The organism is Stenotrophomonas sp. NY11291 (assembly GCF_023277365.1).
GTDB lineage: Bacteria > Pseudomonadota > Gammaproteobacteria > Xanthomonadales > Xanthomonadaceae > Stenotrophomonas > Stenotrophomonas geniculata.
Genome location: NZ_CP096975.1, coordinates 4916685 through 4936558 on the forward strand (window position 1 = coordinate 4916685; position 19874 = coordinate 4936558).

General features: G+C 68.1%; 13 protein-coding genes and 2 pseudogenes. 12 read left to right on the forward strand and 3 right to left on the reverse strand.

Features of this window, described 5'->3' with window-relative positions; translation table 11 throughout:
• Positions 1–239 precede the first annotated feature (239 nt).
• From M1L61_RS22915 to M1L61_RS22945, 7 genes and pseudogenes are all read left to right on the forward strand, one after another.
• The gene (locus tag M1L61_RS22915) at positions 240–695 is read left to right on the forward strand and encodes a MarR family transcriptional regulator (protein ID WP_008265191.1); all 456 of its coding nucleotides are present in this window, start codon (positions 240–242) and stop codon (positions 693–695) included.
• A 109-nt stretch (positions 696–804) separates the two neighbouring features.
• Entirely contained in the window at positions 805–1014 is a 210-nt protein-coding gene (locus M1L61_RS22920) for a DUF1656 domain-containing protein (protein ID WP_010487502.1), read from the forward strand.
• Positions 1011–1928, forward strand: a complete 918-nt coding sequence (locus tag M1L61_RS22925) for an HlyD family secretion protein (protein WP_248854159.1) — start codon at positions 1011–1013, stop codon at positions 1926–1928. Before M1L61_RS22920 ends, M1L61_RS22925 begins: the two co-directional genes overlap by 4 nt.
• Positions 1925–3394 carry an efflux transporter outer membrane subunit gene (locus M1L61_RS22930; RefSeq protein ID WP_248854160.1) on the forward strand — a complete coding sequence of 490 codons (1470 nt, stop codon included), beginning with the start codon at positions 1925–1927 and terminating at the stop codon, positions 3392–3394. Before M1L61_RS22925 ends, M1L61_RS22930 begins: the two co-directional genes overlap by 4 nt.
• Positions 3395–3397: 3 nt before the next feature.
• Positions 3398–5437 carry an FUSC family protein gene (locus tag M1L61_RS22935; RefSeq protein WP_164192796.1) on the forward strand — a complete coding sequence of 680 codons (2040 nt, stop codon included), beginning with the start codon at positions 3398–3400 and terminating at the stop codon, positions 5435–5437.
• Positions 5438–5487: 50 nt separating this feature from the next.
• Positions 5488–5886 carry a hypothetical protein gene (locus M1L61_RS22940; protein ID WP_126560700.1) on the forward strand — a complete coding sequence of 133 codons (399 nt, stop codon included), beginning with the start codon at positions 5488–5490 and terminating at the stop codon, positions 5884–5886.
• Positions 5887–6048: 162 nt separating this feature from the next.
• Positions 6049–7399: pseudogene (locus M1L61_RS22945) on the forward strand (IS3 family transposase).
• 301 nt (positions 7400–7700) lie between these two features.
• Here the strand turns inward: M1L61_RS22945 and recD are convergent.
• The 3 genes from recD to recC are packed head-to-tail and all read right to left on the reverse strand — an operon-like array spanning position 7701 to position 16602.
• Positions 7701–9581 carry an exodeoxyribonuclease V subunit alpha gene (recD, locus tag M1L61_RS22950; RefSeq protein WP_248854161.1) on the reverse strand — a complete coding sequence of 627 codons (1881 nt, stop codon included), beginning with the start codon at positions 9579–9581 and terminating at the stop codon, positions 7701–7703.
• Entirely contained in the window at positions 9578–13258 is a 3681-nt protein-coding gene (gene recB / locus M1L61_RS22955; protein ID WP_248854162.1) for an exodeoxyribonuclease V subunit beta, read from the reverse strand. Before recB ends, recD begins: the two co-directional genes overlap by 4 nt.
• Positions 13255–16602: an exodeoxyribonuclease V subunit gamma gene (gene recC / locus M1L61_RS22960; protein ID WP_049412878.1), complete on the reverse strand. Its 3348-nt coding sequence runs from the start codon at positions 16600–16602 to the stop codon at positions 13255–13257. The genes recB and recC overlap by 4 nt, the downstream gene beginning before the upstream one ends.
• A gap of 189 nt (positions 16603–16791) precedes the next feature.
• On the opposite strand from recC, the gene M1L61_RS22965 reads away from it, so the two are divergent.
• The 5 genes and pseudogenes from M1L61_RS22965 (at position 16792) to M1L61_RS22985 (ending at position 19873) form a co-directional block, all read left to right on the forward strand.
• Positions 16792–17580 (forward strand): ATP-binding cassette domain-containing protein, encoded by a 789-nt coding sequence (locus tag M1L61_RS22965; protein ID WP_049412875.1) that lies wholly within the window; start codon positions 16792–16794, stop codon positions 17578–17580.
• A complete protein-coding gene (locus tag M1L61_RS22970) occupies positions 17580–18329 on the forward strand; it encodes an MlaE family lipid ABC transporter permease subunit (protein WP_005414955.1) in 750 nt (249 codons plus the stop codon). The genes M1L61_RS22965 and M1L61_RS22970 overlap by 1 nt, the downstream gene beginning before the upstream one ends.
• A gap of 59 nt (positions 18330–18388) precedes the next feature.
• A pseudogene (gene mlaD, locus M1L61_RS22975) lies at positions 18389–18853 on the forward strand (outer membrane lipid asymmetry maintenance protein MlaD); the annotation flags it as partial.
• Positions 18854–18909: 56 nt separating this feature from the next.
• Positions 18910–19572 (forward strand): ABC transporter substrate-binding protein, encoded by a 663-nt coding sequence (locus tag M1L61_RS22980; protein WP_010487479.1) that lies wholly within the window; start codon positions 18910–18912, stop codon positions 19570–19572.
• Positions 19562–19873 (forward strand): STAS domain-containing protein, encoded by a 312-nt coding sequence (locus M1L61_RS22985; RefSeq protein ID WP_154349898.1) that lies wholly within the window; start codon positions 19562–19564, stop codon positions 19871–19873. Before M1L61_RS22980 ends, M1L61_RS22985 begins: the two co-directional genes overlap by 11 nt.
• Position 19874: the final 1 nt, after the last annotated feature.

The window sequence follows — 19874 nt, forward strand, 5'->3', positions numbered from 1 at the left end:
GCCAACCCACCGCGCTCGCGGGGGATGGGAAGGCAGCGGGGGCCGGGCGGGGCAGGACCGTCCGCGGCATGGATGCCGCGGCCGAGCCCCCAAGGATGGGTTCACGGCGTGTCCTGCACCGTCCGGCGCCCGCTGCCCCACCCGACACCACGCAGGCGCAACGCTTTCCTCACTACACCCCACCCATTCAGAAAAACCTATTGATAGGAATGAAATTAGTAGTATCCTATCTATCTCTTATGGACCGACCCCTCGACGAGCGCACCGTGCTGCAGATGCAGCTCAGCTCCGGCCTGCTGTACGCAGGGCGGCAGTGGCAGCGCCTGGCCGACAGTCGGCTCGGCAGCTACGGCATCTCCACCGCCTGCACCATGCCCCTGTTGATGATCGGCCGCTCCGGCGGTGGCATCCGCCAGGTGGCGCTGGCCCAGCAGCTGGGCATGGAGGGTCCTTCCCTGGTGCGCCTGCTGGACAAGCTGTGCGCCAGCGACCTGGTCCGCCGCGAAAGCGATGCCAGCGACCGCCGCGCCAACCTGTTGTGGCTGACCGACGCCGGGCAGGCGCTGGTCAGCGAGCTGGAAGACCAGCTGATCGGCCTGCGCCAGGACGTGTTCGGCGAGCTTTCCATGGATGAACTGCACGCCGTGCTGAAGGCCTGGCGCCTGCTGGCCGAGGCCGCCGACCGCATCACGTAAGAGCGCTGCCCCCGAACACCGCCGCTGCCGTGCATACGCCAGCGGCTTTTGCCCGTTGCCGTTGTTCTGTTGTCCCTCCCCTCCCCCCACCTCGCCCCCGCCCCTTCCGATGCCCGGTGAATTCAGTCTCCATGGAGTGTTCGTCCCGACCCTGCTCGGGTTGATGTTGTTGGCCTACTTGGTCAACAGCGGCCTGCACGCGCTGCTGCAGCGTGCCGGCGCCTATCGCCATGTATGGCACCCGGCGCTGTTCAACCTGGCGCTGTACGGGATCGTGCTGGGCCTGCTGTTCCACCTCCTGCGTTGGATGCAATCGTGAACAAGATCGTGAAGAAGACCCTGCCCATACTGCTGACCAGCGCAGCCGTGATCGTCGCCCTGCTGGTGCTGCGCCAGCTGTGGGTCTATTACATGGATGAGCCGTGGACCCGCGACGCCCATGTCGGTGCCGACGTGGTGCAGGTGGCACCGGACGTGTCCGGGCTGGTGGAAACGGTGAACGTGGCCGACAACCAGGCGGTGAAGAAGGGCGACGTGCTGTTCGTGATCGACCGCGCGCGCTACCGCATCGCGCTGGAACAGGCCAAGGCCAGCCTGGCCGAGCGCCAGGCCTCGGTGGCGCAGCTGCGCCGCGAAATCGGCCGTGACCGCAGCCTGCAGGATCTGGTCGCCGCCGAGGACGCCGAAGTGCGCCGCGCCAAGCTGCAGGCTGCACAGGCTGCGCTGGGCACCGCACAGGCGGCGGTCGACCTGGCCGAGCTCAACCTGGGCCGCACCGAGGTGCGCGCACCGGCCGATGGCCGGGTCAACGACCGCACCATGCGCGTGGGCGACTACGTGGTGGCCGGCAAGCCGGTGCTGGCGCTGCTGGACACCGGCTCGTTCCGCATCGACGGCTACTTCGAGGAAACCCGCCTGCGCGGCGTGGCCCGGGGGCAGCGCGTGGACATCCGCCTGATGGGCGAATCGGCGCCGCTGCGCGGCCATGTCGAGAGCATCGCCGCCGGCATCGAGGATCGCTACCGCAGCAACGGCAGCACCCTGCTGCCGAACGTGACCCCGGCCTTCGACTGGGTGCGCCTGGCGCAGCGCATTCCGGTGCGCATCGCGATCGACGAAGTGCCAAAGGGCGTTGAGCTGATTGCCGGCCGTACCGCCACGGTGACCGTACAGACCAACAGCACCAAGCATGCAGACAAGGTCGGCACCGCGCCGACACAGGCGGGCCTGTGAACGCCACCCTGCCCCGTCTCGGCCTGATCGTCGCGCTGGCCAGCCTGGCCGCGTGCAGGACCGTCGGCCCGGACTACGCGCTGCCGGAAGGCTCGGCGTTCAAGCGCCCGGAGGCCAATGCGGCCTTCATCGATACGCAGAACCCGCAGGTGGCCGCCAACCAGGCGCTGCCCGACCGCTGGTGGTCGTTGTACAACGACCCGGTGCTGGATGGGCTGATCACCCAGGCGCTGCGTGACAACGTGGAACTGAAGGCCGCCGATGCGCACCTGCGCCGCGCCGCCGCCGTGTACGAACAGGCGCTGGACGCCGGTGGCTTCGAGTACGAGGCCGAGGCCGGCGTCAGCCGCGCGCAGCTGTCGGCCGAATCGTTCCTGCAGGAGCACGAGCTGCCGGTGATCAACCTGGCCGATGGCAAGTTCGCGGTCAGCTACCAGTTCGACCTGTTCGGCAAGCTCAAGCGCGGCGCCGAAGCGGCGCGTGCCGACGAGCAGTCGGTGGCGGCGGCACGCGATCTGGCCCAGGTCAGTGTGGTCGCCCAGGTGGCCGACAGCTACCTGGAAATCTGCCACGCCAACCACGAACTGCACGTGGCCGAGCATTCGCTGCAGCTGCAACAGCGCAGCCGCACCGTTACCGAGCGCCTGATCGCGGCTGGCCGTGGCACGCCGCCGGAGCTGGCCCGCGCCAATGTCCAGGTGGCGCTGCTGGAAGCTGCACTGCCGCCGCTGCATGCGCAGCGCTCGGCGGCCGCCTATTCGCTGGCCGCCCTGCTCGGGCAGACCCCGGGCCAGCTGCCGGCTGGCGTGATCGACTGTGCACACGCCCCCGGCCTGGCGCAGCCGCTGCCGGTCGGTGATGGCCGCGCGCTGCTGCAGCGCCGCCCGGACGTGCGCCAGGCCGAACGCAAGTTGGCCTCGGCCACCGCGCGCATTGGCGTGGCCACCGCCGAGCTGTATCCGGACATCCGCCTGGGTGCCTCGGTGGGCGCCGCCGGCCTGCTGGAAGACTTCGGCACACCGATGACCCAGCAGTGGTCGATCGGCCCGCTGATTTCGTGGACGCTGCCGTCGTCGGGCACGCATGCGCGCATCCACGCTGCCGAGGCCGGTGCCGACGCGGCGCTGGCCGAGTTCGACCACACCGTGCTGCAGGCGCTGCGCGAGACCCAGACTGCGCTGGACCGCTATGCGCAGGACCTGCGCCGGCTGCAGTCGCTGCGCATCGCGCAGGAACAGGCCGCACTGGCCGCCGAGCAGAACCGCCGGCTGTACCAGGGCGGCCGCACGCCGTACCTGTCCAGCCTGGATGCAGACCGCAGCCTGGCCACCAGCGATGCCACCCTGGCCGCTGCCGAAGCGCAGGTCTCGCGCGACCAGATCCATCTGTTCCTGGTGCTGGGTGGCGGCTGGCAGGCAACGGTCGCCCCCGCGGCGCCGACCACCGCACAGGCCTCGGCGAAGTAAGCCATGAACGCGCTGACCGACCGCCAGGCCTGGCTGTTCTCGATCAAGACCTACCTGGCCGCGGTGGCCGCGCTGTACATCGCCATGGCCGGCAACCTGTCGCGCCCGTACTGGGCGATGGGCACGGTGTACATCGTCAGCCAGCCGCTGCTGGGCCCGACCCGTGCCAAGGGCGTGTACCGCATCGTCGGCACCCTGGTGGCCGGCCTGGCCACCCTGCTGGTGCTGCCGGCACTGGTGGAAACGCCGCTGGTCCTGAGCGCGGCGATGTCGATCTGGCTGGCCGGCTGCCTGTTCATGGCCCTGCTCAACCGCGGGCCGCGCGGCTACGCGTTCCTGCTGGCCGGCTACACCACCGCCTTCATCGGCTTCCCCGCAGTGACCTCGCCGGAAACCATCTTCGACACGGTGGTGGCGCGCAGCGAGGAGATCATCCTCGGCACGGTGGTGGCTGTGCTGTTCGCCTCGCTGCTGTTCCCGGCCTCGGTGCGCCCGATGCTGCGCGCCCGCATCGGCAACTGGATGGAGGACGCCGCGCAGTGGTGCCGGCAGATCCTGGAACGTGGCCGTGCACACGCGCCGCGCAACCGGTTGGCCGCCGATCTGGTGCAGTTCGAGGCGCTGATCGAATTCCTGCGCCGCGATGATCCACGCCATGCAGGGTCGGCGGTGTCGATGGAGCGCCTGCGCGAGCGCATGCTGCTGCTGTTGCCGGTGCTGTCCTCGATTGCCGATCGCCTGAGTGCGTTGCGCAGCGATGGCCAGGCGTTGCCGGAAGGCCTGCCGGAGCTGATCGACGACATCCACGACTGGCTCGACGGGCCGACCAATGCCAGCGAGTACGCCCGCCTGCGCGCACGCATCAGTGCGCTGAAGCCGCAGGTGGACCGCGACCTGCAGCACCTGCAGCTCGCCAGCCTGCTGCTGCGCCTGGAAGAACTGGTGGACCTGTGGCAGGACTGCCGCACCCTGCAGCACGCCATCGACCACGGCACCGCGCCGCTGGACCGCGCGCACTACCGCATCCGCACCGAACGCGTGGCCGCCGACAAGCACGTCGACTACGGCATGGCGCTGTTCTCCGCGCTCAGTGCCGGCGTGGCACTGATGAGCTACTGCGTGTTGTGGATCGCGCTGGGTTGGGAAGGCGGCGGCAACGGCGCGATGATGGCCGCGGTGACCGCCGCGTTCTTCGCCGCACAGGACGATCCGGCACCGAGCATGGTGTCGTTCCTGGTGTGGGCGATGGTCGCCTCGGTGGTGGCCGGCGTCTACCTGTTCGGCGTGTTCCCGGCCGTGCACGACTTTGGCCTGCTGGCACTGGTGCTGGCGGTGGCGTTCCTGCCGCTGGGGCTGATGCTGCACCACCCCAAGAGCGCGTTGTTCGCGCTGCCGCTGACGGTGAACCTGGCCGCGCTGCTGAGCCTGCAGAACACCTACAGCGCCAACATCCAGACCTTCCTCAACTCGTCCATCGCAATGTTCATCGGCATTGGCTTTGCGGTGGTGATGACCCGCCTGTTCCGTTCGGTGGGTGCCGAATGGACCGCGCGCCGGCTGGTGCGGCAGGGCTGGACCACGCTGGCCGAAGCCGCCGAAGGGCGTGGCCAGCAGGACCGCCAGCGCTTCGCCGCGCGCATGCTCGACCTGCTGGGCCTGCTCGCACCGCGCCTGGCGGCGACGCCCGAGGGCAGTGACATCGCTTCGGTGGACATGCTCAATGAGGCGCGCATCGGCCTGAACATCCTGCAGCTGCGCCGCGCGCGGCTGGAGCTGCCCGAGCGCAGCCGCGAAGCGGTCGAGCACATCCTGGAAGAGATCGCCGTGCATTACCGCCGTCAGATCGCCGCGCGCAAACCCATTGTGGCGGCCGAGGCGCTGCGTGAGCGGCTGGATACCTCGCTGGGCCGGGTCGGCAGCGTGGGCGCCTGCAAGGCCCGCGACGAGGCGCTGATGGGCCTGATCGGGCTGCGCTTTGCGTTGTTCCCGGAGGCGAAAGCGTTGGCGCCGGGGCTGGCAATGGACACGGCGACGCAGACGTAGCGCGCTACCCTATGTGCCCGCAGACCCCGGCACTGCAACAGGACGGTTCAATGAGTTACGACATGATGGTGTTCGAGGCCAGCGCCGCCCCACGTGAGGCGGCGGCTTTCATCGCCTGGTTCGAAAAGCAGACGCAGTGGAACGAGCGCCACGAGTATGACGACCCGGCCGTCAGCAGCCCGGCGCTGCAGGCGTGGTTCACGGAGATGGCGCAGGACTTCCCGCCGTTGAACGGCCCATTGAGCAACGACGATGACGATCGTGCCGAAGTGACCGAGTACAGCATCGGTCAGCAGGTGATCTATGGCGCATTCACCTATTCGGTGGCCGAGCACGCGCATGGTCGCGTGCAGGACCTGGCCGAGAAGCACGGCGTGGGGTTCTTCGATGTGAGCGCCGATGAAGCGGCGATCGTGTTCCCCGATGGCCTGGTGCTGATCGCGGAATGACGGGGGCGGCAGGGCTGCGCCCTGCACCTGCCGAATCAACGTCAACGTCAAAAGCGGGTATTCCTTGGGATGGCGGGGTGGGTCCGGTTGAGGGGGACGCCGTAAACCCATCCATGAAGTGACCCCCGGGAGTTGGACACCAGATCCAACCCCGAGGGATACATGAACAGATACGACGCGCGTTTCAAACTGCAGGTCGCCAAAGAGGCCTGCAAGACCTCCACATCGGTCAAAGCCGTTGCTCGTCGCCACAGCCTGGAGTTTTCCACGGTCAGGCGCTGGGTGGCGACCTATCGGCTGCACGGTTGGCGCGGGTTTCACCGCCAGGCCCGGTCCTATGACCTCGCGTTCAAGCTGGCTGTCCTGGAGAAGATGAGCCAGGACGGCATGTCCGGGCGCGAAGCCACCACCTACTTTCAGATTGGTGATGCCGGCGCAGTGGGGCAGTGGCGGCGCCTGTATGCTCAGGGCGGTGCCCAAGCGTTGGCACCGCCCCTGCCGCCGCCCCGAAAGCCGATGAAAAAGACCCGTTCGTCCAAGCCACCTGAGGATATGAGCCGCGATGAGCTGCTCAAGGAAGTCGCCTATCTGCGCGCGGAGACCGACTACCTAAAAAAACTCGATGCCTTGATCCGGGAAGAGCAGGCGGCGCGAGACGCAAAGCGCAAGCCATCCAAGGATTGAGGCAGGTTCATACGCTGTCGCTTCTGCTCGAAGCGGCAGAGCTGTCACGCAGTACGTTCTATTACCAGAACCATGTCCTGGCCCATCCGGATCAGGACGAGGCAGATCTGCGCGAGCGCATCCGTGCAATCTACGATCAAAGCCAAGGGCGCTATGGCTATCGCACGGTAACGCTGGAATTGGCCAATCAGGGCCATCGGACCAATCGCAAGCGGTACAGCGCCTGATGGGGGAGATGGGCCTGAAATCGCGCGTGCGCGTGAAGCGCTATCGGGCCTTCAAGGGAGCGGCCAATATTGTGGTTGGCAATGACCTCAATCGTGAGTTCCAGGCCGAGCGGCCCAACCAGAAGTGGGTGACTGACGTGACCGAGTTCAAGGTGCAGGGCATGAAGCTGTACCTGTCGCCGATCATGGACCTCTACAACGGTGAAATCGTGGCTTATCAGATCAAGCGCCAGCCCGTGTTCGATCTGGTGGGTCAGATGCTGGAGGAGGCCATCAGCAAGCTTTCCCCGGATGAGCGCCCCATGATCCATTCTGACCAGGGCTGGCAGTACCAGCATGAAAACTACCGGCACATGCTGGAAAAGCACTCGTTGAAGCAAAGCATGTCCCGGCGTGGCAACTGCTTGGACAATGCGGCAATGGAGAGCTTTTTCGGGACGCTGAAGTCGGAGTTCTTCTATCTGAACAGCTTTGACAGCATCGAGAGTCTGGAGGCTGGGCTGGTGGAATACATCCAGTACTACAACGAAGAGCGCATCAAACTGAAACTGAAAGGCCTGAGCCCGGTAAAGTACCGGGAGCAGGCCCAATCGGCCGCTTGACCCCGTCCAAGTCTCGGGGGTCACTTCACCATGGGGGCTTGGTCGCGGCATCCATGCCGCTCACACCCCCTCAACCGGACCCACCCCGCCTTCGACAGTTTCCTGCGAGCTGTCGGCACGGCGTTCTGCTCTGGTGGGTGTCGACCTTGGTCGACACGGTAGATCCACGGCATGCGTGGATGAACGTCGGAATGATCGAAGTACGCTGTTGTAGAGTCGAGTCATGCTCGACTGCTTCTGCCTGGCGATCAGGTGAAGGGGTCAGAGCCCGTTCCCGAAGGGAACGGGATCCGACCCCCGTTCAGAACAACCTGCCCTGCACCGTAGGCTGTTCGATGCGCGCCGGTGCTTCGGCCACCGCTTCCACGCCCAGCCGCCAGGCCAGGCCACCCAGTCGACTGGCGTGGCGTTTCAATGCGGCCTGCAGCACCTCTGCGCTGCCTGCTACGTGCAGGCGCTGGCGGGCACGGGTCAGGCCGGTGTAGACCAGTTCGCGCGACAGCACGCGGCTATCCTGGCGTGGCAGCTGCAACCACACTTCGTCGAACTCCGAGCCCTGTGCCTTGTGTACGGTCATCGCGAACGCGCTTTCGTGCGCGGGCAGTGCTGCGGGGTGGAAGGCGCGTGGTTGGTCGACGGTATCGCCGGGGAACCAGGCCACCATCGCGCCGCTTCCATCACGCAGGCAGATGCCGATATCACCGTTGAACAGGCGGTGCCGGTAGCTGTTCTCGGTGACCAGCAGCAGGCGGCCCTGGAAGTAGCCCGGGGTGTTGCCTGCCAGCAGCTGTTCGATACGGCTGTTGAGCCCGCGCGCGCCCTGCGGGCCTTCGCGCAATGCGGTCAGCACGCGCAGGCGCCCGGCCTGCTGCAGGGCACTTACCGGATCAGCGGCCTCGGCCAGCGCGCGCCAGTGGCCGAGCAGATGCTCGCGTTGGCCACGCAATGGATCGGCTTCGCCTTCATGGAAATGCACGCCAGCCAGTGAACCGCCACGCAGCAGCTGCAATGCGGTGCTGCTGTCGCCTTCGCGCACGGCATGCGCCAGCGGCGCCAGGTCCAGCGCATCACTCTGACGGTAACCGCGCTGCAGCTGCACGCGGCGGCCAGCAAAGGCGCGTGGTGCCGCCTGCGGCTGCAAGGTGGCCGGCGCCAGCAGTCCATGCAGTGCCTGCGCGTCGTCGGCGCGGGTGCCGATGCCATCGCCGCTGGCGCGCAGGATCGCGCTGAGCACATCACCGGCTTCGACCGACGGCAACTGATCGGGATCGCCGAGCAGGATCAGGCGGGTGCCGCTGGCAATCGCATCGACCAGCTTGGCCATCATTGGCAGATCGATCATCGACGCTTCGTCGACCACCACCACGTCCACCGCCAGCGGATTGTCGGCGTGGTGGCGGAAGCGCGGCGAATCCGGAATCACGCCGAGCAGTCGATGCAGGGTGGTGCCGCTGCTGGGCAGTGCCGCGCACAGCGTCGGATCCAGTCCCTGTTCCTGCAAGCGTTGCACGGCCATGCGCAGGCTCTCGGCCATGCGCTCGGCAGCGCGACCGGTCGGGGCGGCCAACGCCACCTCGGGCAGCGGCTGGCCGGCATGCCGGGCCTGCGCCGCCAGCAGCAGCAACAGGCGCGCGATGGTGGTGGTCTTGCCGGTGCCGGGGCCGCCGGTGACCAGTGCCAGCGGATGGCGCAGGGTCACGCCGGCTGCGCGTGCCTGGTGATCTTCACTGTTCAATGCCTGCGGGAACAGCTGCGCGAACAGCGGCGCCAACGCCGTCATGTCCGGCGCCGGCAGCGGATGCCGGCCGATGCGCTGCAGCCCGGCTGCCAACTGACGCTCGTACTCGCGATAGCGGCGCAGGTAGAGCAGGCCGTTCTCCAGCACCAGCGGCGCATCCTCGGCGATGGCATCGGCCTGCTCCGGCGTCGCTACCCAGGGCGATGCGCGCAGCTGCGCCAGCCAGTCCTGCGCGGCAGGCCACTCGGGCACGCCTTCCAGCAACCGCTGCGGCTGTGCCGGATCGAACGCGGCGTGGCCCTGCGATACCGCCAGCGAGGCCAGCGCCGCCGCCAGCGCCACACTCTCGGGCGTGTCGTCGCGCAGCCGCTGCAGGCTGGTCGCCAACGCGTGATCAAGAGTGCGCAGCTGGCCCTTCTGGTGCAGTTCCTTCAGCAGGCTCATGCGCTGGCCCCCCGCGCACGTGCGGCCAGTTCGGCCTGGGCCTGCTCGCCACCGGCGAACAACGCATCCAGGGCATCCACCAACGCCAGCGGGAAACGGTCCACATGCACGCCATTGCCGGTGCCATCCAGGCCGCGGCAGAACAGGTAGCGGATGCCGCCCATGTCACGTTCGTAGTCGTAGGCCGCGCCCAGGCGGAAGCGCAACCAGCGATGCAGGGCCACGGTGTAGATCAGCGCCTGCAGGTCGTACTCGCTGTGCCGCATGGCAATGGCCAGCAGGTCCGGGCTGTAGCCGGGCAGGCGGTTGGACTTGTAGTCGAGCACGTACCAGCGCCCGTCGCGCACGTAGGTCAGGTCGATCATGCCGGTCATCAGCCCTTCCAGGCGGCGACGCTGGCCGAAGCCTCGACGACCACTGGAAACGCCGTGCGCATGAAGGACCTGCAGCAGCGCCGGCACCGTGGTCGGTTCGATGGCGAAATGGAAGTCGATTTCTGCGCGGCGCTCGCCTTCACCCAGGCTGTGCAGCGCACCGCCTTCAGGTAGCGGCACGGTCAGCGTGTGGCCAACCAGCGGCACCAGCACGGCCACGCCGTCGTCCAGATCGACATCGGCATAGCCTTCGTCGTGCAGCGCCTTGCGCAGCACCTCGGCCTGCCCCTCAGGGGCTTCCAGGCCCGGCTGCCAGTCAGCCCAGGCAGCAAAGTCGACGTTCTCCATCGCCTCATGCAGCACGTTGCCGAAGCGACTGCCCATGAAGCGCGGATCGAGCGGGGCGTTGTCCTCGGCGGCCGCGGTGGGTTCAGGCAGCGCCGGTTCCAATGGCAGTTCCGGGCCGGCCGGTTCGTCGGCGGCCGGTGCCGGCAGCTCGGTCGCGGCCGCTTCGATATCGCTGCCAACGCCTGCATCTGCGTGGGCCAGCTGGGTAAAGCTGTACACCCACCAGTCGTGCGGCACGCGCCGGGTCAGTGCACGCACGGCTGGAAGCTCACCTTCCACTTCGGCCGCCAGCTGCGGCAGCGTGGCCGGCGCCTCGCTGTCATCGATGTGCACATCGGCGAGCGCGCGCAGCGCCTGCAGGTCACCCAGCAGCGGCGCCAGCCGCGTCTTGCCGAGCCCGGCCAGATCACCCACGGCGATCCACAGCGCATGCTCGGCGCGGGTCAGTCCCACATACAGCAGGCGCGCATCCTCGGCGCGCTGCTCGCGTTCGCGCTGCGCGGTGGCCACTTCCCAGGCCTCGTCCTTGTCCAGCTTCCAGTGCAACTGGCGCTGGCCGCCGACGTGCACGGTGCAGTGCGAGGCCGTGTTCGGTGCGCCGCCGTCGATGCCGACGAAGGGCAGAAACACCAGCGGATACTCCAGGCCCTTGCTCTTGTGCAGGGTGATGATCTGCACGCGGCGCGCGTCCGATTCCAGGCGCAGCAGCTGCTGCTCGTCATCCTGGTCGGCGCTGGCCATCTGCCCCTGCAACCAGTCCAGCAGCCCGTGCATGCCCAGCGCCTGCGCGGAGGCTTCCTGCAGCAGTTCACCCAGCTGCAGGTAATTGGTGAGGCGGCGCTCGCCATCGATCAGCGCCAGCAGACGCTCGCCCTGCGCGGCACAGACATCGGCGATCACCGCGAACGGCCCGCCGCGCTGCCAGCGCTCTCGCCAGTGCAGCAGCTGCGCCTGGAACCCACGTTGCAGGTCGCCCTCGCGTTCCATCGCCGCAATCGCACTTGCGCGCTGGCCGAGCAGTACCGTGGCCAGCGCTGCGCGCAGGCGGCCCTCGTCGGCCGGTTGCAGCAGTGCCAGCAGCAGCGCACGCAGATCACGCGCTTCAGGCGTGGAAAACAGGCTCTGTTTGCCGGCTGCCACTGCCGGAATGCCGACCGCGGCCAGTGCGCGCTGCACCAGGGTGGCCTCGCGATGCGAGCGCACCAGCACCGCGATGTCACCGGGCTGCACCGGGCGCCCACGCAACACGGCATTGCCCGCACGCGCCTCGACCAGGATCTGGTGAATCGCGGCCACGCAGGCCTGGGTCGCCGCATCGCGCGAGGCATCGGCGCTCATCGCCTTGTCACCGCCACTGCGCAGCACGCGCAGGGTGAGCGCCGCGGCGGCATGGCCGTCGCGCTGGTAGTCCGCATCGCTGCGCACGCCACCGGGCCGCACCGGCTCGAACTGGATGTCGCGTTCGAGGAAGGCGTCTTCGCCGGCATTGTCGTACAGCGCCTGCAGCGCGCGCAGCACAGCGGGTCGCGAGCGGAAGTTCTGGTCCAGCACCGGCGCCTGCTGCGCCACCTGCTTGGCCTTCAGGTAAGTGTGGATATCACCGCCGCGGAAACCGTAGATCGCCTGCTTGGGGTCGCCGATCAGGAACAACGCCGGTGCCAGGCCCAGCTCGCGCACCTCCGGCGAATCACCGAACACGGTGTGGAAGATGCCCCACTGGCGATCGTCGGTATCCTGGAACTCATCAACCAGCGCGATGCGGTACTGCGCGCGCAGCTGCCTGACCAGCGTCAGTCGCTGCGGGCCTTCCAGGGCGAGCGCTACGCCATCGATCAGATCGTCGTAGGTCTGCACCCGGCGGATGCGCTTCAGTGCCTGCAGCCGCTGCGTGGCGTCGGCGCGAAGCGCGTGCAGGAAATTCAATGCGGTGGCACGCAACCAGGCATCGCGTTCGGCCAGCAGCACGACATAGCGCGCCAACGGTGCCTGCAATGGCGACGACGGCGTGCGCTCGGCGAATTTCTTGTTGGTCTTGGCGGCCAACGCCTCCGGCAGCAGCGCCGGCAGGCGTTCGCTGATCAGCAGCTCGCGCGGGTCGGCGCGCTCGGCCCAGGCCAGCAGCTGCCGGCCCAACGCATGCAGCCAGCCCAGCTTGTAGGACACGCCGTTGAGCCACTTGTTGTCGACCGCATCGCAGAGGTCGATGAAGAACTGCTCGCCGTGTTCGCGCACGCGTGCAGACAGCTCTTCCGCCGCGCCCTGCAGGGCCACATGCGGATCGGGAAACGCCACCGGCTGCGGCAACGGATGCAGTGGCGGCGCGGCCAGCAGCGCGCGCAGATCGGCGGCCAGCGCGTCCGGGTTGGACCACAGCCAGGTCAGCGGCTCCAGCGTGGCCGGGTCATTGGCATGCACGCGCCATAGATCCGCTGCCAGTTCCTCCAGCAGCTCGCGGTCACTGGCCAGCAGTTCCGGCGGGTCGAAGGTATGGCCGCTTTCCAGCGCATGCTCGCGCAGCACGCGGGTGCAGAAGCCGTGGATGGTGAAGATGGACGCCAGATCGATCTCGTCTGCGGCCACCTGCAGGCGGCGCTTCAGTGCGGTGGCACTCTCGGAGCCGCTCTGCAGATGGCGCTGCAGGACTTCGCGGGTCAGGCATACATCCGGTGCTTCTCCCTCGGCCGGTTCCAGATCGACCAGGCGTGCGGCCAGCGCCAGGCGCTCGCGTATGCGCTTGCGCAGTTCCTGGGTGGCGGCGTCGGTGAAGGTCACTGCCAGGATCTGGCCGATGCGCAGGCCCTGCTCCACCACCAAGCGGGTGAACAGCGTGGCCAGGGTGAAGGTCTTACCGGTGCCGGCGCTGGCTTCGATGAGGCGGATGCCGTCCAGCGGCAGGGCCAGGTAGGGATCACGGCTGAGGGATTCGATGCCGTCTTCGGCGATGGCGGTGCTCATGCGTTGCCCTCCTGGCGTGCTTCGGCGCCGAGAGTGCGGCCTTCGCGCACCGCGCTGAAGACCACCTGGCTGTTGCGCAGCAGGTCGGCATAACTGGCATCGGTGGCGAACGGGTCTGCGCCGCGCAGCAGCAGCTGCCAGGCGTCGCTGCTGGATTCACCCCAGGTGCGGTCGCTGCCGTGCCATTGCTTCCAGCCTTCGCTGCGCTGTTTTTCTGTCGGCGCGTTGTACAGCACCCAGCCGGTATACGGGGCAAAGCGCAGCGGCTCGCGCAGGCCACGCTGGCGCAGCTGCAGCAGCGCACGCAGCGCCGCGCGCGCCGCCGGAACGCTCAATGCCGGCAGCACATGCGGGCCGGGGCCGGCATCGCCGCCATCGTGGAACTGCACGAGGGGCAGCGCGTCGCCAGCGGCGTTGGCCAGCAGCCAGTCCAGGCCCTGGCGGATCACTGCATTGCCATTGAGCGTGCCGGCACGCAGGCGCACCAGCCCTTCGGGATGCCGATCGGCCACGCGGCCATGCAGGCGCACGCCATCGATGTCCACTTCGTAGCGGCGGCTTTCCAGTGGATCGCCCTGCATCCAGCCCAGCAGCGCACTGGCATACGGGCGTGTCTTCAACTGCTCCACCTCGAACTGGCGCTGGCCCAATGGACCTGACGGCAGCAGGCCACGCGCGCGCAGCCGCGGGTACAAGGGCTCGGTATCGCCGCTGAGCGTGGCGCGTACCACCGCCGCCTGCACGCTGCGCTTTTCCGGCCCGCGCGACGACAGCACCAGCGGTTCCAGGTCATCGACCTCCTCGACATCGTCGGCCAGGCGCAGGCCCAGCGACTGTGCGAGGAACTGCCCGGCCGGGTCGCACAGGAAGCGGCGCAGGGTATCGAGCGCGACCTCCTCTTCCACCGCATCGTCGAGCGGCGGCGGCAACGGTGCATCGAACCATGGTTGCAGGCCACCGCGCTGGCCGGTCAGGCGACCGGCGGCCGGATGCCACTGGCGGCGATAGCTGAAGCGGCGTGGATCGCCATCACCGAACGCGGCTGGCGAGAACGGCTGCAAGGCGTGACGCACGGTGAAGTCGCGGACCGCCGCAGTCGGATCGAGGTGATACGCGGCGGCGGCATCGATCAGTTCGCTGACCAGTACCGACGGCTCACGCACGCTGCCATCGCGCGGATCGGCGCCGAGATAGCTGAGATAGAACACCTCCTGCGCGGCCGCGAACAGCTGCAGGAACAGGAAGCGGTCATCCTCGCGGGTGGAGCGGTCGCCCGGACGGCGGCGCGGCGTATCCAGCTCGGCGGTGAGCTGGTTGAGACCGGCGGCAGGGTCACGGCGGGGGAAATCGCCATCATTGAGACCGAGCACGCAGATCACCCGGAACGGCAGCAGCCGCATCGGCACCATGCGGCCGAAACTGATGCCACCGGTCAGCAGCGGTGCGCGCGTATCGGCCTCCCCCAGTACGCCGGCGAAGTGCGAACGCACCACCTCCGACGGCACGCCGTCTTCGAAACCGGCCTTGGCGGCATCGTCGGCGAACTGGTTGAGCAGCTTGCGCAGGCGCTCCAGCGCGCGCTGGCTGTTGGGCGAGCTGGGCGCGGTGGGCAGCAGTGCATCCAGCAGCGACAGCAGGCGCTGCCGCCACTGCGCCGGGGTCAGCAGCTCGCCGAGGCGACGCTGATAGATCGCCAGCACGCGCAACAGGCGCAGCAGCCGGTCCAGCGCGTCCAGCGCGCCGCCTTCCAGTTCGATCCACGGCGCCACACCGGCCAGGTCAGCCTCACTGCCGGTGGCATGGCCGAGTACCAGGCGATCCAGCGCGAACTGCCAGGTGTAGGCGTCGTCGGCCGGTGCCTGGTGCTGGTTGCGGTGCTTCGCATCCAGGCCCCAGCGTGCACCGGCCTGCTGCAGCCAGCCATGCAGGCGATCGAAGTCCACCGCTTCCAGCCCGGCCGCTTCGGCCAGCGGCGCGCTGGCCAGCAGGTCCAGCACTTCGTTCAAGCCAAAGCGCGAGACCGGCAGGCCCAGCAGATGCACGAACACATCGGCCAGCGGCTCGCCCGCCAGTGGACTGCTGTCGGCCAGCGCATACGGAATGTGCTCCTCCTCGCCGCCGCGACCGCCGAACACGGCTTCCAGGTACGGCACATAGGGATCGATGTCCGGCGCCAGCACCGCGATCTCGCGCGCCTGCAGCGGCGGGTCGAAGCGCGGATCCTGCAGCAGGCTGCGCAGCTGGTCGTGCAGCACCTGCAGCTCGCGCAGCCGGGTATGGCAGGCGTGCACCTGCAGGCTGGGGTCGTCACTGCGCAGGCCTTCGCGCAGCTCGCCCGAGGGCAGTGCGCGGCGGTGGAACAGATCGCGCTGCAGGCGATGCAGCAGGCTGTCGGACAGGCCGCCTTCGTCCAGGGTCGGCCGGGTGTCCTCCTCGGGATCGGAATAGGCGGCGATCTCGCCGGCCGGATGCACCACCTCGTAACTGCCGAGCACCGCCATGAAGTCGCGGCCGGCCGCACCCCAGGCTTCCAGCAGGCGGTTCTCGCCGGCCGCTTCACCGAAGGGATCGGGCGCGCCGCTGCGCAGGCGCTCGGCCAGCGTCTGCAGGTCGCCCCAGTAAGACTGAACCGGGGTGGGCATGTAGAAGTGCAGCTCGCCCACCCGGGCCTGGGTGGCCATCACCCGCAGCACGTCGGGCGAGATGTTGAGCGTCGCAAACGCAGACATGCGCGGCGGCAGGCCTTGCGGCAGCGGCTGGCCGGCGCCTTCGAAGCGGTCCAGGTACTCCTGGATGCGGCGGGCGCGATAGTCGTGGCCCCGGGTGATGGTGCGCCACAGGATTGCCTGCGGATCGGCCGGATCGGCCCCGGCCGCCCAGCGCAACAGCCAGTCACGCCGCCAGGCCTGGTACTTCTCGAACACCGAGGCCAGCTCGCCGGCCAGCGCCCACGGCTTCAGAGCATCATCGCCGGCAAGATACGACTGCAGCGCGCGCATCGGTGGCTGCGCCAGCAGCGACGGATCGCGCAGCGCCTGGTACAGCTTCCAGTGCAGGCCGGCGGCGTCCAGATCGTCCTGCTCACCGCTGACGTTGGCCTTCAGCGCGCGCGCCACGAACTCGCCCGGGGTCAGGAATTCGAGGTTGGCAGCAACGCCGAACTCGGCCGCCAGTGTCGCCTGCAGCCAACGCCGCATCGCCACCTGCGGGATCAGCACCACTTCCGGCGCCAGCAGCGGCTGGCCCGGTACCGGCGCACGCACGTTGCGCGCCAGCAGCGCGGCCAGCACGTCCAGGGAGTTGGAATGGTAGAGGCGGAAATCGCTGCCTGGGTCACTCATCATGCACAGTGTGCAGGACGGCAGGCAGTATTCAATGGTCAGCCCATCGCCGGTACGGATTGTTCCGGGCTGCCGGGCGATTGTCCCGGCCTGCGCGAGGCCTTGCCGTGCAACAATACTGGACCGTCCAGTCTGCTTATGTTCAGCCGACGGGCCCGATCCTTCGATGTCTAAAAAACGTTAATGGTGCCCATGTCGGCTTCCTCCTCCAGTCTGGTGCAGTTATCCAACGTCCGCATCGACCGGAGCGGACGCACGATCCTGCGCGACGTGTCGCTGCAGGTGCCCAAGGGCAGCATCACCGCGGTGCTCGGTCCGTCCGGCAGCGGCAAGTCGACCCTGCTGGCGGCGCTGACCGGCGAACTGCGCCCGGTCGCCGGCGAGGTCACCCTGTTCGGCAAGCCGATCCCGCATGACAGCGGTGCGCTGCTGGAAATGCGCAAGAGCGTGGGCGTGCTGTTGCAGGGCAACGGCCTGCTGACCGACCTCACCGTGGCCGAGAACGTCGCCCTGCCGCTGCGTACGCACACCCGCCTGCCGACCGCCGTGCTGCGCCGGCTGGTGCAGATGAAGCTGCATGCGGTGGGCCTGCTGGCCGCCGCCGATGCCTGGCCGCGCGAGCTGTCCGGTGGCATGGCGCGCCGTGTGGCGCTGGCCCGTGCACTGGCGCTGGACCCGCCGCTGATGATTTACGACGAGCCGCTGACCGGGCTGGACCCGATCGCCTCGGGGGTGATCATGAGCCTGATCCAGCGCCTCAACCACAGCCTGGGCCTGACCAGCATCATCGTCAGCCACCACGTGCACGAGACCCTGCCGATCTGCGACCAGGTGATCGCGATCGCCAATGGCGGCATCGTGTTCCAGGGCACGCCCGAGGCACTGCAGTCCAGCCAGGACCCGCTTCTGCGGCAGTTCCTGCACGGCCAGCCCGATGGCCCGATTCCGTTCGATGCCGCGCCACGCGCGAGGGTTGCCTGATGCCGTTCGTCCAAGCCACCCGCTCGCTTGGCCGCGCCGGCCTGTTCTCTCTGACCGTGCTGCGCGGTTCGCTGCCCACGCGTGATTTCCTGGCCGAGCTGACCCGCGAGATCTACAAGATCGGCGCGCGCTCGCTGCCGATCATCGCCGTCGGCGGTGCCTTCGTCGGCCTGGTGCTGACCCTGCAGGGCTACCGCACGCTCACCACCTTCGGTGCGGCCGACGCGCTGTCGACCCTGCTCGGCCTTTCGCTGTACCGCGAGCTGGCACCGGTGCTGACCGCGTTGCTGTTCATCGGCCGCGCCGGCAGTTCGATCGCCGCCGAACTGGGCCTGATGCGTGCCACCGACCAGATCAAGGCGCTGGAGCTGATGGCGATCGATCCGGTAGCCAAGGCGGTGGCGCCGCGCTTCTGGGCGGCGGTGCTGACTGTGCCGTTGCTGACCGGCATCTTCTGTTCGCTGGCGATCAGCGCCAGCTACTTCGAAGCCGTGCACGTGCTGGGCCTGGACAACGGCGTGTTCTGGTCGGCGCTGCGCAACAGCGTGGACTTCTGGGACGACTTCGGCGTGGCAATGCTGAAGTCGGCGATCTTTGGCGGCACTGCCGCGCTGGTCGCCGCCTACGTTGGTTTCCATGCCGAGCCGACCATTGAAGGCACTTCGGTGGCGACCACCCGTGCGGTGGTCAACGCCTCGCTGCTGGTACTGATGTTCAACTTCGTGCTGTCGGCAATGTTGTTCACCTAACCCCTCCACCGGCGGTGCGCAGGCGCGCGCGGCCACCACGACTCGATCAGGTAATCCACATGGCCATCCGCGGTCCCAGACTCGAATTCTCCGTCGGCGCTTTCCTGCTGCTGGCCCTGGCCTCGCTGATGGTGCTGGCCGTGGCCTCGACCAACCAGCGCTGGAGCTGGGGCAGTGAAGGCTATGACCTGAAGGCGCGCTTCTCCCAGGTCGGCCAGCTGCGCAAGCAGGCGCCGGTGAAGATCGGCGGCGTCACCGTCGGCCAGGTCGCGTCGATCGACCTGGACCCGGTGAAGTTCGAGTCCATCGTGACCCTGCGCATGGACAGCAAGGTCAAGGACCTGCCGGCAGACACCTCGGCCGGCATCTTCACCAGTGGTTTGCTCGGCGAGAGCTATATCGGTCTGCAGCCGGGCGGTGATCCGGACGTGCTGAAGGCCGGCGACGAGATCGTCTTCACCCAGCCGGCAGTGGACCTGATCCAGCTGGTCGGCAAGTACATGTTCAGTGGCGGCGCCGGTGGCGGCGCTGCTCAGAAGCCCAACGATGGCGCGCAGGCGCCTGCAACGGAACCGCAACCATGAAGATGAAACTGATCCCGGCCCTGCTCGCCTCGGCGCTGCTGGCGGCCACCCCGTTCCTGGCCCAGGCCCAGGCCGCCGCGCCTGCCGCTGCCGCAACGCAGAGCCAGGCCGGCAAGGTGGTGATCGATGCCAGCAGCCGCATCCTGTCCACGCTGCAGCAGCGCAAGAGCGAGTTCACCAGCAACCCGGCCAGCCTGCGCAGCTACATTGACAGCGAGCTGACCCGCACCTTCGACCGCGACTACGCCGCGCGCCTGGTGCTGGGCCCGCACGCCCGCGGCGCCTCCGACGCCGACATCAAGCTGTTTGCCGATGCCATGGCCGACAGCCTGATGCAGCGCTACGGCTCGACCCTGCTCAACATCCAGGGCAAGCCGAGCTTCCGCCTGAAGGGTGAAAGCCCGCTGCCGGGCAATCGTGGCGTGCGCGTGAGCACCGAACTGGTGCGTGCCGGCAACGAGCCGACCCCGGTCGAGTACTGGATGCGCAACGTGAATGGCCAGTGGAAGATCTTCGACGTCAACATCGAAGGCATTTCCTACGTGCAGACCTTCCGCAACCAGTTCGATACCCCGCTGCGCCAGAAGGGCATCAAGCAGGTGGCCAACGAACTGCACAGCGGCAGCATGCAGGCCGGGCCCGCGGGCAATGGCAAGTAACGCACTGGCGCTGCTGGAAGGCGACACCCTGCGCCTGCGCGGGGTGCTCGACCGTGCTGCGGTGATCGCGCTGTGGCCACAGCTGCAGTCGCTGCCGGCCCAGCTGGCACGCCTGGAACTGGGCGAGGTCGAGCGCGTGGACAGCGCCGGCCTGGCCCTGCTGGCCGAGCTGGCCGCACGTGCGCGCAAGGCCGGCCATCCGCTGGCGATCTCTGGCGCACCGGCGGGTTACAACGAGCTGAGCGCGGCCTACCGGCTGTCGCCCGACCTGGATTTCAACGCTACTTCTGCTGCGAGCTGAC